Origin of the sequence: Streptomyces sp. NPDC093071 (assembly GCF_044754545.1) — a bacterium.
GTDB lineage: Bacteria > Actinomycetota > Actinomycetes > Streptomycetales > Streptomycetaceae > Streptomyces.
On the sequence record NZ_JBIVPH010000001.1, the window covers coordinates 1,091,191 to 1,106,074 of the forward strand.

Genomic DNA, 14,884 nt, shown 5'->3' on the forward strand with positions numbered 1-14,884 from the left:
GCCCCCGCGGCGGGGGGGGGGGGGGGGGCCGGGGGGGGGGGGGGGGGGCGGCCCGGGGGGGGGGGGGGGGGGGGCGGGGGGGGGGGCGGGCCGCGCGGGGGGGGGGGCGCCCCCCCCGGGGGCCCCCCCCCCCCGGGCCCCCCCGCGCCCCCCGGGGGGGGGGGGGGGGCCCCCCCCCCCGGGGGGGGGGCCCGCCCCCACCGCCGTCGGACCGGGTGCCGGTCTCAGCCGAGCAGCTCGACGTCGAGCTCACCGAGGTGGAACTTGCGTACGGCGGCGAGGAGCTCCTGCTCGGACAGGGTGCCGTCGCCGTCGGTGTCGATCTGCTGGAAGGCCGCGCGGGCCTCCTTCTCGCCGAGGCCGAGGGCCTTGAGCCAGGTGGCGAACTCCTCGCCGTCGATGACGCCGTCGCCGTTGCGGTCGGCCAGGCCGACGATGCCCTTGGCGACCGGGGAGAACACCGGGTCGAAGGTGGCGGCGCCGCCCTGGACGATCTCGCCGGCGGCCCGGAGGAACTGCTCGCGGTCGATCGAGCCCTGCGGCGCGACGCCCGCGCGGCGGGCGAGGTCGCCGAACAGGGCGACGAAGCCGTCGCGCAGCGCGGAGGCCTTCGGCGACTCGGGGGACTCGCCGAACGCGCGGGCGATGTTGGCGGCCTCGGTGGTGAAGTCCGAGGGCTCCAGCAGGCCGTTGCCGTCGGCGTCCCACTTGTCGAAGCGCTTCGCCAGACGCTCCTGGGCGACGTTGTCGATTGCCACGGTCATGGGTCGTTCTCCTTGTTTCTTTCCTCGTGTGACGTCCGGACGGCGTCCGGGCGCCTTGCTCGCGGCCGGGACGCGGGGGCGCGTCCCGGGCCGGAGGTCTGTGGGGGGGGTGCGGCGCGGACGTCAGAGCCGCACCACGCGCCGGCCCTCCGCCGTTCCCCGGGTGTCGAGGACCGGGCAGGCGGCCCCGTCCCAGTCGGCCGACCGGTAGGCGGAGTGGTCCTGGAGCAGGACGACCAGGTCGCTGTCGGCGAGGGCCCGTTCCGGCGTCGACCGCCGGGGCACGGGGTCGCCGTCCACCTCGAACCGCTCGACGTGCGGGTCGTGGTAGGCGAGCCGGGCCCCGAGGGCGCGCAGGGCGCGGGCCACGGGGTAGGCGGGCGACTCCCTGGTGTCGGCGACGTCGGCCTTGTAGGCGACGCCGAGCAGTGTCACCCGGGCGCGCGCCGGGTCCTTGCCCGCCGCGACGAGCAGGTCGCGGGCGCGGCCGGCGACGTGGTCCGGCATCGCGTCGAGGACGGCGCGGGCGGCGCCCAGGGTGTGGAAGGTGAAGCCCTGTTCGGCGGCGCGGGTCATCAGGTAGCGGGGGTCGACCGGGATGCAGTGGCCGCCGACGCCGGGGCCCGGGCGGAAGGCGGAGAACCCGAAGGGCTTGGTGTCCGCGCAGCGCAGCACGTCCCAGATGTCGATGCCGACCCGGTCGCAGTAGACGGCGGCCTCGTTGACCAGGGCGATGTTGACGTACCGGTAGGCGTTCTCCAGGATCTTGGCCATCTCCGCCTCCCGGGTCCCGGCGGCGACGACGACCTCGTCGACGAGCCGTTCGTAGAAGGCGGCGGCGTGCTTGGCGCAGAGTTCGGTGGAGCCGCTGACGACCTTCGGCGTGGTGCGCAGGGTGTAGCGGCGGTTGCCGGGGTCGATGCGCTCGGGCGAGTACGCCAGGTGGAAGTCCTCGCCGGCGCGCAGGCCGTGGGCTTCGAGGAGGGGCCGGACGATCTCCTCCGTGGTGCCCGGGTGGCTGGTGGACTCGACGCAGACCAGCGTGCCCGGTTCGAGGTGGCGGGCGACGGTGCGGACGGCCGCGAGCAGCGGTTCCAGATCCGGTTCGCCGTCCGGGGTGAGGCCGGTCGGGACGCAGACGACGATCGTGTGGGCGCCGGCGAGGACGCCGGGGTCGGTGCCGGCGCGGAAGCCCGCGGCGCGCATCGCCGCGACGTCCTCGTCGTGGACGTCCCCGACGTGGGAGCGTCCCCCCTCCAGGCCCTCGACGACGTCGGCGTCGATGTCGTGGCCGACGGTCGTCAGGCCCGCCTCGCAGGCCCGGCGGGCCAGCGGGAGACCGACGTAGCCGAGACCGACCACGGCGACTTCTGTGAACATGTTTCCCCCCATGTGTCCGGTGTGGGTCCCCTCGCGGTCGGGTCCGTCAGGCGCTGAAGCTGCCGCTGCCGGGCGCCACGTGGGAGCCGCGCCCGGGGGCGACCGTGAGGGAGGGCCCGAGGCAGAACGGGTCGGCGTGGATGCGGACCGGTCCGTCGGTGGTGTTGTTCAGCACGTGCGCCGCGGCCGGCAGCCTGTGGCAGCCCCTCGGGTTCTCGTACACCGCCAGGGGGTGCGCCTCCGTCTGGAAGACGGTGACCGTTCCCTCGGCGGCGGTCGCCGGGGTCTGGAGGAGGCCCAGGGCGGCGCCGGAGGCGAGGAGGAGGGTGACAAGGGAACGTCGCAAGAGAGCTTCTCCATGAACGGGGGCGGGCCTCGTCGGGGCCTCTGCCGCGAAGGAAGTTGAATCAGGGATTCCGCTTGTGGCAACAGGATTGCACGCGTTTCGGCGTTTCCGAGCTATTAATTCGATATTTCCCCTGTATGAGTGAAATCCTCTGCCCCGGTGTCCGGGACGGCCCTCAGGGAGGCCACGGCCCTGGCCGTGACGGTGCGGCGGCAGACCTTTCCGGTGGGGCGCAGCGGCATCCGGTCGAGGACGAGCAGGTACTCGGGGAACTTGCGCCGTTCGAGGCCGCGGGCGGTGAGGTGCGCGGTCACGGCGCCCAGGGCGGGGGCGGGCGTCCCCGGCACCGGCCGTACGCACGCGCACAGCCGCTCCCCGAACTCCTCGTCCGGCACCGGTACGCAGACCGCCTCCGCGATCCCGGGGTGGGTGCCCAGCTCGCGTTCCACCTCGGCCGGGCTGATGGTGTAACCGCCCCGGATCACCACGTTCTTGAGCCGGCCGAGGACCCGCAGCCGCCCCTGCGCGTCGAGCGTCCCCAGGTCGCCGGTGCGGACCCAGCCGCCGGCGGTGCGGTAGCGGGCGTCGAGCTCGGGGGCGGCCACGTAGCACAGCGGGGCCATGGGGCCCTTGGCCTGGATCTCCCCCGGCTCCCCGGTGGCCGCTGGGGAGCCGTCCGGCCGGACGATCCGGAGGGCGGCCACGGCGGGGTCGGGGGTTCCGGCGGTGTCCCCGGCGGGGGCGCCGGGGGCGGCGGTGTGGCAGTTGACGCCGTCCGACGAGCCGTACACGGTGACGACCGGCGTGCCGAACCGTTCGCGGCAGGCGGCCGCGGTGGAGGCGGGGAGCGCGGCGCCGCTGGACACCACGGCCCGCAGCGAGGAGGTGTCCTCCCCCGCGAGGCGCGGCAGGTCCGCCATCCTCCGCAGCATGGTCGGCACCCCGAACAGATGGGTGGGCCGGTGCTCGACGACCGCCCGCAGCGCGTCGACCGCGTCGAACCGCCCCCGCACGATCAGGGTCCCCCCGAGCGCGGCGAGGGCGACCGGAACGCCCAGCGACCCGTAGGAGGAGGCGAGGGGAACGAGCACGAGGAGGCGGGGTGGGGTGGCCGGGGGGCCGGGTGGGGCCGAAGGGCCGGGTACGGAAAGGGAGTCGGGGGCCGCCGAAGGGCGGGGCAAGGCCGGGGCGCCGGGTTCCTGCGGGAGGCCCGTAAGGGCTCGTACGTAGGCCGCTCGGCCGCCGGACATGGCCTGGTGGCTGTAGGCGATCATCTTCGGTTCGGCCTCGGAGCCGGAGGAGACCAGGATCCGGGCCGGGGCGGTGGCCGCGGCGGGGGGTTCGGCCGGGCGGAACGGTCCGCCGGACGGGGGGCGGTCGAGGCGTCGTACGTCGGACGGGGGGCGGTCAAGGCGTCGTACGTCGGGGGCGGCATCCGGAGGAGCGTCGGTTCCGGTCGTGAACACCGCTCGTAACCAGGGGAGTTCGGACGCCGCTTCGAGGTCTTCGGGTTCGCTCAGGACGGCTCCGCCCGCCCGGGAGCGGGCGAGGAGGGAGAGGGTGTCGCGGGTGCCGCCGCCGAGCGGGTAGGGCAGGGCGACCGCGCCGAGGGCGTAGACGGCGAGTTCGGCCGCCGCCGCGAGGCGTCCGTTGGGGAGCCGGAGCGCGATCACGTCCCGGGGGCCGAGCCCCGCCTCCGCGAACAGGGCCGCGACACGCAGCACTTCCGCGTACAGCTCGCCGTAGGAGACGGTCCCCCGCTCGTCCACCACCGCGTCCCGGCCGGGGGCGGCGAGCGCGTGTCCCCGGAAGAGGGTGAAGAGGTCGGCGCCGGGACAGAGTCCCCGGGCCTCCCACGCCTCGCGGTCGGCGCGGGGGACCCTGTCGGGTAACTCCAGGCCGTTGCGGGAGCGCCAGGGGGCCCGGTGCGCGGTGGGGGCGGTGGTCACGGGGTCTCCTCCGTGAACTCCCAGGGCGCGGCGGGGCGCGCGTACGGGAGGCGGTCGTCCGGCGGCAGGACGGCCCGGGCGAAGGCCGGATCCGTCGCGAGGGCCGCCAGGTCGGTGCGGACGGCGACGGACGGCAGTCCCGCCTCCCGCAGTTCGGCCAGCCACGCGTCCGTCGTACGGGTCCGCAGCCGCTCCCCCACCGGGGCGGTGCCGGTGGCTCCGACGGTGCGGGCCACCTCGCGGGGCAGGGCCCGCGCCTCGGCCCCCAGGTACAGGAGTCCGTCGGCGGTGGGCAGCGGGCGGTCCAGCGCGGAGAGGACGACGCGCCGGGGCGGGCGCGGGACCAGGGCGGCGGCGGAGAGCAGCGAGGACGCGGCGCGGCAGCCCCGGCCGGTCTCCTGGCGCGCGAGGAGGCCGGCGAGCACGGCCTGGGCGAGGACCAGGCCGCCGAGGACGTCGGTGACGGTCATGAGGGAGGGGGCGAGGGGCTCTCCGGCGGGGCGCAGCGCGGCGGCGAGGCCGCCGTGGATCTGGGCCAGGTAGTCGGTGCCGATCGGCGGGACGGGGCCGAGGGCGGTGCCGAAGCCGGAGGCGGAGGCGTACACCAGGCGGGGGTTGACGGCGTGCAGGGCGTCGGCGTCGAGGCGGAGGGCTGCGGCCTTGCCGGGGGCCCAGTTGTGGAGGAAGACGTCGGCGCGGGAGACCAGTTCGCGCACGGCGTCCCGGCCCTGGCGGGTGGTGAGGTCGGCCTCGTGCACGGACTTGCCGTGGTTGAGCGCGGAGAACCGGACCGAGCAGCCCCCGGCGACGGGGGGCAGGCCGCGCATGGGGTCGCCGCCGGGGGGTTCGACGCGGACGACCTCGGCGCCGAGCAGCTGCAGGACGTGTCCGGCCACGGGTCCCTGGACGCGGCGGGCCGATTCGACCACCCGCAGGCCGGCGAGGGGCAGGGCGTCCGGGTCGGTCACGGCCGGGAGGGGCGGGGACGGGTCGGCGGGAGGGGCCGGCGCGAGGGTCCAGGGGGCGAGGCCGGGCGGGGCCGTCGTGGCCTCCCCGATGGCGGCGACCGACACGCCGTGCGCGGCGCCCGCCGCCCGTACGGCTTCCAGGGGGTGGGTCCGTACGGCGGCGCGGAGTTCCGGGGGCAGGGGGCAGACGGCCGTGCCGAAGCGGGTCTGGAAGGGCAGCCAGCCGCGTCCCGCCGTCCGGGGCGGGACGCCGAGCCGGTGCCAGAACCCGGCCCAGGCCGTGGGGTCGAGGGTCTCGATCTCGACGCGCACGGCGTCGGCGGTGGTGAGGGTGGCGAGGCCCGTGTCACCGTCCGTGCCCCGGGTCTCCTCCGCGGTGGCGGCGGCGAGGTACTGGGTGACGGTGAGGAGCGCCCCCTGGGCGAGGGAGGTGCGGGTCCGCAGCGGCGGGCGTCCCCGGCGGCGGGCGAGGAGGGCCGCCGTGGCGCCCTGGGCGGCGAGGACGCCGGTCACCGCGGAGACATAGTCCGCGGCGAGCGGCGCGGGGGCGCCGGTGGCCCGGCCGTGCACGTGCATGACGCCGCACGCGGCCTGCACCGCGCGCTCGTCGCCCGCGTCGATCCCGACGGGTCCGGCGCCGCCGACGTCCCGGCGGGGGTGTTCGGCGGGGGCGCCGAGGGTGCGGTCGAGGAGTTCCCCGGCCACCGTCCGGGCGGTGCGGGTGGCGGCGGGCGCCGTGCGGGGCGCGGCCTCCTGGTACAGGCTCATGGGCGCCGACCGCCCTGCCCGTCTCGCTGCATCGTGCCCTCTCCCGGGGTCGGAACGATCTTTCCGCCGGAAGAACAGCGGGAGGGCGACCGGGGGCACGGCGGCGGCGGTGCTTCATCCCCAAGGGGGAGGGTTCGCGGGGTCGTTCGACCGGTTCCGCCGGACGCGCTCCAGGGGGTTTCTTGTCGATCATGCCGGGCGTCGCGAGCCCGGCATGATCGACAAGAAACCCCCTAGTCGCGGCGGCCGGTGGGCGGGCGGCGGCTGCCCGCGCGGTACGGGGCGGGCCAGGGGGCCGCCGGGCCCTCGTAGCCCTGTTCGGCCGCCGCGTGGAGGGTCCAGTGGGGGTCGTAGAGGTGGGGGCGGGCGAGGGCGCAGAGGTCGGCGCGGCCCGCCAGGAGGAGGGAGTTGACGTCATCCCAGGAGGAGATCGCGCCGACCGCGATCACGGGGATCCCGGTCTCGTTGCGGATGCGGTCGGCGTACGGGGTCTGGTACGAGCGGCCGTAGGCGGGGGTCTCGTGGGGGACGACCTGGCCGGTGGAGACGTCGACGGCGTCGGCGCCGTGGGCGGCGAGGGCGCGGGCGGTCGCGACGGCGTCCTCGGCGGTCGTGCCGCCCTCGGCCCAGTCGGTGGCCGAGATCCGGACGGTCAGGGGTCGGTCGTCGGGCCAGGCTTCCCGTACCGCGTCGAGGACTTCGAGGGGGAAGCGGAGGCGTCCTTCGAGGTCGCCGCCGTAGGCGTCGGTGCGGTGGTTGGTGAGCGGGGAGAGGAAGCCGGAGAGCAGGTAGCCGTGGGCGGCGTGGAGTTCGAGGAGGTCGAAGCCGCTGCGGGCGGCGCGCCGGGCGGCGGCCGTGAACTCCTCGCGGACGGCGGTGAGTCCGGCGCGGTCGAGGGCGTCCGGGGTCTGGTTGACGCCGGGCCGGTACGGGAGGGGCGAGGCGGCGACGAGGGGCCAGTTGCCCTCGGGGAGCGGCCGGTCGATCCCCTCCCACATGCGGCGGGTGGAGCCCTTGCGGCCGGAGTGGCCGAGCTGGACGCCGAGCGCGGTGCCGGGCGCGCTCGTGTGGACGAAGTCGGTGATCCGGCTCCAGGCGGCGGCCTGTTCGTCGGTCCACAGGCCGGTGCAGCCGGGGGTGATGCGGCCCCGGGGGCTCACGCAGACCATCTCGGTCATGACGAGTCCGGCGCCGCCGAGGGCCCGGGACCCGAGGTGGACGAGGTGGAAGTCGCCGGGGACGCCGTCCTCGGCGACGTACAGGTCCATGGGGGAGACCACGATCCGGTTGCGCAGGGTCAGGCCGCGCAGCCGGAAGGGGGTGAACATGGGCGGGGTGCCGGGCGGGCAGCCGAAGTCGTCCTCGACGGTGGCGGTGAAGGCGGGGTCGCGCAGGCGCAGGTTGGCGTGGGTGACGCGGCGGCTGCGGGTGAGGAGGTCGAAGGCGAAGCGGCGGGGCGGCCGGTCGGCGTGGTCCGCGAGCTCCTCGAACCAGTGCAGGCTGGCGGCGGCCGCGCGCTGGGTGGACGCGACGACGGGGCGGCGCCCGGTCTCGTAGGCGGCCAGGGCCTCCTCCGTGGTGCGGTGTCCGTCGAGGCCGTCGGCGAGGGCGAGGGCGTCCTCGACGGCCAGTTTGGTGCCGGAGCCGATGGAGAAGTGCGCGGTGTGGGCGGCGTCGCCGATGAGGACGGTGTTGCCGTACGACCAGTGGTCGTTGACGACCGTGCGGAAGGCGGTCCAGGCGGAGTGGTTGGCGCGCAGCTTCCGGCCGCCGAGCGCTCCGGCGAAGATCTCGGCGCAGCGGGCGGTGGATCCGGCCTCGTCGAGCGCGTGGAGGCCGGCGGCGCGCCAGACCTCCTCGCGCATCTCGACGATGACGGTGGAGGCGCCGGGCGCGTAGGGGTAGGCGTGGAGCTGGGCGATGCCGTGTCCGGTCTCGGCGGTCTCGAAGCGGAAGGCGTCGAGGGCGAAGTCGGCGGCGAGCCAGATGTAGCGGCAGCGGTGGGTGGTGATCCGGGGGCGGAAGTGCGCGGCGTACGTGTCGCGGGTGCGGCTGTGGACGCCGTCGGCGGCGACGACCAGGTCGTGCGCGGCGGCGAGTTCGGCGGCGGGCGGGGCCTCGGCGCGGAAGCGGAGGCGTACGCCGAGGTCGGCGCAGCGGGCGTGCAGGAGTTCCAGGAGCCGGCGGCGGCCGAGGGCGGCGAAGGCGTGGCCGGTGGAGGTGGTGCGGTGGCCCCGGTGGACGACGTCGATGTCGTCCCAGCGGACGAGTTCGCGGTCGAGCGCCGCGTACACGGCGGGGTCGGCGTCCCGGATCCCGCCGAGGGTCTCGTCGGAGAGGACGACGCCGAAGCCGAAGGTGTCGGTGGGCGCGTTCCGCTCCCAGACGGTGACCTCGCGCCGGGGGTCGCGCCGTTTGAGCAGGGCGGCGGCGTAGAGCCCGCCGGGGCCGCCGCCGACGACGGCGACGCGGGCGGGGGACGGGGGTGCGGCCCGGGGCCCCGGCGGGGTTACCGGCTCCGCCATCGCGGGGGGCGCTTCTCCGTGAAGGCCGCGTGGAACTCGGCGTAGTCCTCGCCGTGCATCAGGAGGGCCTGGGTAGCCGCGTCGAGTTCGACGGAGGCGGCGAGGGGCATGTCGAGTTCGGCGGTGAGCAGGGCCTTGGTCTGGGCGAGGGCGAGCGCGGGGCCGTCGGCGAGGCGGCGGGCGAGGGCGGCGGCGCGGGCGTCGGCGGCGCCCTCCTCGGTGAGCTCGCTCAGGAGGCCGATGCGCTCGGCCTCGGCGGCGCGGACGGGCTCGCCGAGCATGAGGAGCCGGGTGGCGTGGCCGAGGCCGACGACCCGGGGCAGCAGGTAGGCCGCGCCCATGTCGCCGCCGGAGAGGCCGACCCGGGTGAAGAGGAAGGCGAAGCGGGTGGTGGGGTCGGCGATCCGGAAGTCGGCGGCGAGGGCGAGGACCGCCCCGGCGCCCGCGGCGACGCCGTGGAGGGCCGCGACGACGGGGAAGGGGCACTCGCGCAGGGCGCGGACGACCTGGCCGGTCATCCGGTTGAAGTCGAGGAGCCGGGCGGTGTCGAGGGAGAGGGTGGCGCCGATGATCTCGTCCACGTCGCCCCCGGAGCAGAAGCCGCGGCCCTCACCGCCGAGGACGAGGGCGCGGACGGCCCGCTCGCGGGAGAGCTCGGCGAGGAGGTCGCGCAGGTCGGCGTAGGCGCCGAAGGTGAGGGCGTTGAGCTTCGCGGGCCGGGCGAGGGTGACGGTGGCGACGCCCTCGTCGATGTCCAGGCGCAGGTGGCGCCAGCGGGCGGTGCGGGACGCGGAGCCGGTAAAGGGGCTCATCCGGAACGGCCTCCTTCCTCACGCACCGGAGCGTATCACCGTTCTGTGACCATCGTCACGAGTACGCGACAAAGAGGGTCCGGGAGCCCACAGGGCCCCGCGAAGTGGGTACGGAAGTCCTCACCGGGAAGGGAGGGGGTGCCCTGGGGAAGGGACCGTCCCCTTCCGTAGGGTCGGAGGCAGGACGTCTCGGAACCCCCCTCCCCCGTCCCTCCCCCCGTCCGCCCCCCACGGCGAAGGGAACCTGCCTCCCATGCCCGACACCCTCGACTCCACCGATCGCGCCGGCGCCGCCGACTCCGCCGGGCCCGGCGGGCCCGGCGGGCCCGGCGGGCCCGGCGGCGCCGGATCGCCGGCCTCCCGGCGCGTCCGGCTGCCCCACACCACCGCCGCCGTCCCGATCGCCCGCTCCCTCGTCCGCGACGCCCTCGCCCGCGTCGCGCCCGGCGAGGCCGACACGGCGGAGCTGCTCACCGCCGAGCTCGTCGCCAACGCCGTCCGGCACACCGCGGGGCGGGGGCCCATCGAGCTGGTCGTCGAGCCGCGCACGGCGTCCGGCGACTGCCGGATCGAGGTGCACGACCCGACGCCCGGCCGGATCGTCCACCCCGACCCGGACACCGAGATCGACCCCTGGCAGGAGCACGGCCGCGGCCTCTTCCTGGTCCGGGCGCTCAGCAGCGACTGCGGTCACCGCCCGACCGCGCGCGGCAAGGCGGCCTGGTTCACGCTTCCGGCGACGTGACGAGCCGCGAGTTGCGGCGCCCGTAGAGCGCGTACAGCAGCCCGCCCGCGACCAGGAAGACCGCGAACTGCACCCAGGTCGCCCAGCCCGTGCCCCAGATCAGGTACAGGCAGAAGCCGATGCCGAGCAGCGGGCTCAGCGGGAAGAGCGGCACCCGGAAGGAGCGCGGCAGCTCGGGGGCGCGGCGGCGCAGCACCATCACCGCGAGGTTGACGACCGCCATGACGGCGAGGGTGCCGATGGTGGTCAGGTCGACGACCACGTCGAGCGGGGCGAAGGCGGCCGGCACGGCGAAGACGGCGGCGACGATCCAGGTGTTGGCGACGGGGGTCGAGGTCTTCGGGGAGACCCGCTCGAAGACCCGGGGGACGAGCCCGTCGCGGGACATCGACATCAGGATGCGGGTCTGGCCGTACATCACCGCGAGGACCACGGACGCGATGGCGACGACCGCGCCGAAGGCGACGATCCCGCCGCCGACGGACGAGCCGGTGACCTCGTCCACGACGACGGAGAGGGCGGCCGGGCTGTTCGCGACGGCGTCGGCGCCGATCGCCCCGATCGCGGAGAGCGCGACCGCGCAGTAGAGCAGGGTGACGAGCCCGATGCAGACGAGGATGGCGATCGGGATGTCGCGGCGCGGGTTCTTCACCTCCTCGCCGGCCGTGGTGATCGCGTCGAAGCCGATGTACGAGAAGAAGGCCACGGAGGCGCCCGCGGTGATGCCGGCGGCGCCGCTGCCGGTGAACGGCGAGAGGTGCCCGTCCTGGAAGGCGGTGAAGCCGATGGCGCAGAAGACGACCAGGATGCCGATCTTGAGGACGGCCATGGCGGCGGTCGCCCGGGCGCTCTCGCGGACCCCGCGCACCAGGAGGGTGGCCGCGAGCAGGATCACGACCACGGCGGGCAGGTTGACCGCGCCGCCCTCGCCCGGTCCGGCGGAGAGCGCGGCGGGCAGCTGCCATCCGGTCAGGCTGTCCAGGAGCTCGTTGAGGTACTGGCTCCAGCCGACCGCGACGGCGGAGACGGACACGCCGTACTCCAGGAGCAGGCACCAGCCGACGAGGAAGGCGGCCCGCTCGCCGAGGCTCGCGTAGGCGAAGGAGTACGAGGAGCCCGAGACCGGGATCGCGCCGCCCAGCTCCGCGAAGGAGAAGGCGGTGAAGACGCAGGTGATCGCGGCGAGCACGAAGGAGACCACGACCGCGGGGCCGGCCTCCGCGACGCTGTCGGAGAGGCCGACGAAGATGCCGGTGCCCACGATCGCGCCGACGCCGAAGCAGATGAGCTGGAAGAGGCCCATGGTGCGCTTGAGGCCGTGGCCTTCGAGGTCGGCGCCGGATTCGGCGAGGAGCTGCTGCGGTGTCTTGATCCGCGGGGCGGACGGGGTCATGCGGGGGTTCTCGTTTCTGGTGCGTGCACGCGTCAGGGGGGTTCGGGCTTACCTGCCCGAACCCCCCTGAAACGTGCGTGAATCGTGCGATCGTAAACCGCGCCCCGCGTGTTCACCCAATCGGGCGCGCCGCTATGCCCCGACAGCGGATCCGGCCTCCGGACCCGTGCCCGCGTCCGCGCCTGTGACTGTGCCCGTGCCCGTGCCCGCCATGGTGGCGACCAGGACCGCCTTGATGGTGTGCATCCGGTTCTCGGCCTGGTCGAAGACGACCGAGTGGGCCGACTCGAAGACCTCGTCGGTGACCTCCAGCTCGGTCAGGCCGTGCCGGGCGTGGATGTCGCGGCCGACGGCGGTGCCCAGGTCGTGGAAGGCGGGCAGGCAGTGCAGGAACCTGACGTCCGGGTTCCCGGTGGCGCGCAGCACGTCCATGGTCACGGAGTAGGGGGCGAGGGCGGCGATCCGCTCGTCCCAGACCTCCTTGGGCTCGCCCATGGAGACCCAGACGTCGGTGGCCACGAAGTCGGCCCCCCGGACGCCCTCCGTCACGTCCTCGGTGAGGGTGACGGTGGCGCCGCTGGCCTCGGCGAGCTTGCGGGCCCGCTCGACGACGTCCGCGGCCGGCCAGTACGCCTCCGGGGCGACGATCCGGATGTCCATGCCGAGCAGGGCGCCGGTGACCAGGTAGGAGTTGCCCATGTTGAAGCGGGCGTCGCCGAGGTAGGCGAAGGCGACCCGGTCCAGCGGCTTGTCGGTGTGCTCGGTCACGGTGAGCACGTCGGCGAGCATCTGGGTGGGGTGCCAGTCGTCGGTGAGGCCGTTGAAGACGGGCACGCCCGCGTAGGCGGCGAGCTCCTCGACCGCGGCCTGGCTGTCCCCCCGGTACTCGATCCCGTCGAACATCCGGCCGAGGACGCGGGCCGTGTCCTTGACGGACTCCTTGTGGCCCATCTGGGAGCCCGAGGGGTCCAGGTAGGTCGTGGAGGCGCCCTGGTCGGCGGCGGCGACCTCGAAGGCGCAGCGGGTGCGGGTCGAGGTCTTCTCGAAGATCAGGGCGATGTTGCGGCCGCGCAGCCGCCGCACCTCCGCGCCCGCCTTCTTGGCGGCCTTGAGCTCGGCGGCGAGCGCGACCAGACCGCGGAACTCCTCGGCGGTGAAGTCCAGCTCCTTGAGGAAGTGGCGGCCGATGAGGTCTGTGGCCATGGGTCGCGCTCCTGTGGGTACGGTCGGGGGACGACGATCGGGACCCTGGAAGTCTATACGCACTTCAACATTTATATACAGCCCCCTTCTGTGCGGGGGCGGGGCCGCCCGGGGGCCGCTGGACAGTCGCCCGCTGGTCCCCCGATGGTCCCCCGCGCCCCTCAGACGGCGTCCCGCTCCACCGGACAGCTCATGCAGCGCGGGCCGCCCCGCCCCCGGCCCAGCTCGCTGCCGGGGATCTCGATCACCTCGATGCCCTGCTTGCGCAGGTGCGTGTTGGTGGTGACGTTCCGCTCGTACGCGACGACCACCCCCGGCTCCACGGCGAGCACGTTGCAGCCGTCGTCCCACTGCTCGCGCTCGGCCGCGTGCACGTCCTGGGTCGCCGTGAGGACCCGGACCTCCGGGAGCCCCAGGGCCGCCGCGATCGCGTCGTGCATCCGCTCCGGCGGACGGTCGGTCACCCGCAGCGGCTGCCCCGCGTCCCCCGGCTCGATCGTGTACGAGCGGAGCATCCCGAGCCCCGCGTACTGGGTGAACGTGTCCTGGTCGACCATCGTCATCACCGTGTCCAGGTGCATGAACGCGCGCCGCTTCGGCATGTCGAGCGCGACGATCGTACGCGCCGAACCGGCCGCGAACATGCCCCGGGCCAGCATCTCCACCGCCTGCGGGGTGGTGCGCTCGCTCATCCCGATGAGCACGGCGCCGTTGCCGATGACCAGGACGTCCCCGCCCTCGATCGTCGACGGGTAGTCCGCCTGCCCCTCCGACCAGTGGTGGAAGGGGCCCGCCTCGGGGCCGGTGAAGAGCGGGTGGTGCTTGTAGATCGCCTCGAAGTGGACCGTCTCGCGCTGCCGGGCCGGCCAGCGCATGGCGTTGATGGAGACGCCGTCGTAGATCCAGGCGGAGGTGTCCCGGGTGAAGAGGTGGTTGGGCAGCGGGCCGAGGAGGAAGTCGTCCAGGTCGAGGGCGTGGAAGCGGACCGAGGTCGGTTCCCGGTGCGCCGCCAGGAACTCCCGCTTCGTCATCCCGCCGACGAGGACCTCGCCGAGCGCGACGGCGTCGAGGGAGTCGAAGGCCGCCCGGAGGTGGTCGGCGGCGAGCGGGCCGTACTCCTTCTCGTCGAAGACCCGGTCCAGGACGAGGGCGCGGGCGGCCGGGACCTTGAGCGACTCGCTCAGGAGGTCCGCGAAGAGGTGCACCTCCACTCCCCGGTCGCGCAGCACGTCGGCGAAGCCGTCGTGCTCCTGCCGGGCCCGCCGCACCCAGAGGACGTCGTCGAAGAGGAGGGCGTCCTTGTTGGTCGGGGTGAGCCGCTTCAGCTCCAGATCGGGCCGGTGGAGGATGACGCGGCGCAGCCGCCCGGTCTCGGAATCGACATGGAATCCCATGGGTCCATCCTGACGGAGGGGGGCCTTCGCGGCCCGCGTTTCGACACAGGGCGGGACGGTCGCGGTCGGCGGTGCGGTGCGGTGCGTACGGCTCCTTCCCCGGTCCGGGGCGTTGGGCCGTCCCCCCGCGACGGCCCAACACCGGTCCGTGCTCCCCGGCCGCGTCCGGGACCCGGGTGCCGTCGGTGTCGTGGCGGCACCGGTGCCGGGGCGACGCGCGTCCGGCCCGGCCGCCTTCCGCGACCGACGCGTACGCGTGCGCGTTCCCGCCTCGTGCCCCGGGCGCGGCAACGCCGTTGACCTCCCGTCACGTGACGGGGTGAAGAACGCTAGGGGGTGCGGAAGAAACACGTCAACGAGCACGAGGGGCGCAGGGGAGCGCCCCCCGGACCGGTCCTGCGCCCCCCGCCGGAACGGTCCTCCCCGCCCTCGTCGGAACGGTCCAGCGGGGGCGGGGAGGACGGTGGCCGGCGGGGAGGGGAGGGCCCCGGGCAGCGGGGGCGCGGGGCCGTGACCGGCGGAGGAACGGGCCTCGGCCGACGGGCCCAGGGCTGCGACCGGCGGGAACGCGGGCCCCCGGCCTACGGGAGCCTGGCCCCCGGCAGACAGGGACACGGGCCGCGACCGACGCAGACGC

11 protein-coding genes are annotated in these 14,884 nt (G+C 75.2%); 1 reads left to right on the forward strand and 10 read right to left on the reverse strand.

What is annotated here, in order from left to right:
• Nucleotides 1–224 precede the first annotated feature (224 nt).
• The 7 genes from ACIQD7_RS04540 to ACIQD7_RS04570 form a co-directional block, all read right to left on the reverse strand.
• Entirely contained in the window at nt 225–764 is a 540-nt protein-coding gene (locus tag ACIQD7_RS04540) for an EF-hand domain-containing protein (RefSeq protein WP_402439308.1), read from the reverse strand.
• A 123-nt stretch (nt 765–887) separates the two neighbouring features.
• Nucleotides 888–2,144: a nucleotide sugar dehydrogenase gene (locus tag ACIQD7_RS04545; RefSeq protein WP_402439309.1), complete on the reverse strand. Its 1,257-nt coding sequence runs from the start codon at nt 2,142–2,144 to the stop codon at nt 888–890.
• A gap of 46 nt (nt 2,145–2,190) precedes the next feature.
• The gene (locus ACIQD7_RS04550; protein ID WP_402439311.1) at nt 2,191–2,490 is read right to left on the reverse strand and encodes a hypothetical protein; all 300 of its coding nucleotides are present in this window, start codon (nt 2,488–2,490) and stop codon (nt 2,191–2,193) included.
• Nucleotides 2,491–2,606: 116 nt separating this feature from the next.
• Nucleotides 2,607–4,439, reverse strand: a complete 1,833-nt coding sequence (locus tag ACIQD7_RS04555) for a class I adenylate-forming enzyme family protein (protein ID WP_402439313.1) — start codon at nt 4,437–4,439, stop codon at nt 2,607–2,609.
• Entirely contained in the window at nt 4,436–6,175 is a 1,740-nt protein-coding gene (locus ACIQD7_RS04560; RefSeq protein ID WP_402439315.1) for a CoA transferase, read from the reverse strand. Before ACIQD7_RS04560 ends, ACIQD7_RS04555 begins: the two co-directional genes overlap by 4 nt.
• Nucleotides 6,176–6,408: 233 nt before the next feature.
• Nucleotides 6,409–8,700, reverse strand: coding sequence for a bifunctional salicylyl-CoA 5-hydroxylase/oxidoreductase (locus ACIQD7_RS04565; protein ID WP_402439317.1), 2,292 nt, complete (start codon nt 8,698–8,700; stop codon nt 6,409–6,411).
• Entirely contained in the window at nt 8,685–9,512 is an 828-nt protein-coding gene (locus ACIQD7_RS04570; RefSeq protein WP_121831100.1) for an enoyl-CoA hydratase family protein, read from the reverse strand. Before ACIQD7_RS04570 ends, ACIQD7_RS04565 begins: the two co-directional genes overlap by 16 nt.
• 253 nt (nt 9,513–9,765) lie before the next feature.
• Between ACIQD7_RS04570 and ACIQD7_RS04575 the strand changes: the two genes are divergently transcribed.
• Nucleotides 9,766–10,257 (forward strand): ATP-binding protein, encoded by a 492-nt coding sequence (locus tag ACIQD7_RS04575; RefSeq protein ID WP_402439319.1) that lies wholly within the window; start codon nt 9,766–9,768, stop codon nt 10,255–10,257.
• On the opposite strand, the gene ACIQD7_RS04580 is transcribed toward ACIQD7_RS04575, so the two are convergent.
• The 3 genes from ACIQD7_RS04580 to ACIQD7_RS04590 all read right to left on the reverse strand — a co-directional run bounded on the left by ACIQD7_RS04580 (nt 10,238) and on the right by ACIQD7_RS04590 (nt 14,247).
• The gene (locus tag ACIQD7_RS04580; protein WP_402439321.1) at nt 10,238–11,650 is read right to left on the reverse strand and encodes an amino acid permease; all 1,413 of its coding nucleotides are present in this window, start codon (nt 11,648–11,650) and stop codon (nt 10,238–10,240) included. The genes ACIQD7_RS04575 and ACIQD7_RS04580 overlap by 20 nt on opposite strands.
• Before the next feature lie 132 nt (nt 11,651–11,782).
• Nucleotides 11,783–12,853, reverse strand: a complete 1,071-nt coding sequence (gene argF / locus ACIQD7_RS04585) for an ornithine carbamoyltransferase (RefSeq protein WP_402439323.1) — start codon at nt 12,851–12,853, stop codon at nt 11,783–11,785.
• A gap of 161 nt (nt 12,854–13,014) precedes the next feature.
• Entirely contained in the window at nt 13,015–14,247 is a 1,233-nt protein-coding gene (locus ACIQD7_RS04590) for an arginine deiminase (protein ID WP_121831104.1), read from the reverse strand.
• Nucleotides 14,248–14,884 lie beyond the last annotated feature (637 nt).

Coding starts and splice junctions, on each gene's coding strand:
- ACIQD7_RS04560 (WP_402439315.1), bottom strand. CDS start 6,175: ATGAGCCTGTACCAGGAGGCCGCGCCCCGCACGGCGCCCGCCGCCACC.
- ACIQD7_RS04540 (WP_402439308.1), bottom strand. CDS start 764: ATGACCGTGGCAATCGACAACGTCGCCCAGGAGCGTCTGGCGAAGCGC.
- argF (WP_402439323.1), bottom strand. CDS start 12,853: ATGGCCACAGACCTCATCGGCCGCCACTTCCTCAAGGAGCTGGACTTC.
- ACIQD7_RS04545 (WP_402439309.1), bottom strand. CDS start 2,144: ATGTTCACAGAAGTCGCCGTGGTCGGTCTCGGCTACGTCGGTCTCCCG.
- ACIQD7_RS04575 (WP_402439319.1), top strand. CDS start 9,766: ATGCCCGACACCCTCGACTCCACCGATCGCGCCGGCGCCGCCGACTCC.
- ACIQD7_RS04565 (WP_402439317.1), bottom strand. CDS start 8,700: ATGGCGGAGCCGGTAACCCCGCCGGGGCCCCGGGCCGCACCCCCGTCC.
- ACIQD7_RS04590 (WP_121831104.1), bottom strand. CDS start 14,247: ATGGGATTCCATGTCGATTCCGAGACCGGGCGGCTGCGCCGCGTCATC.
- ACIQD7_RS04570 (WP_121831100.1), bottom strand. CDS start 9,512: ATGAGCCCCTTTACCGGCTCCGCGTCCCGCACCGCCCGCTGGCGCCAC.
- ACIQD7_RS04580 (WP_402439321.1), bottom strand. CDS start 11,650: ATGACCCCGTCCGCCCCGCGGATCAAGACACCGCAGCAGCTCCTCGCC.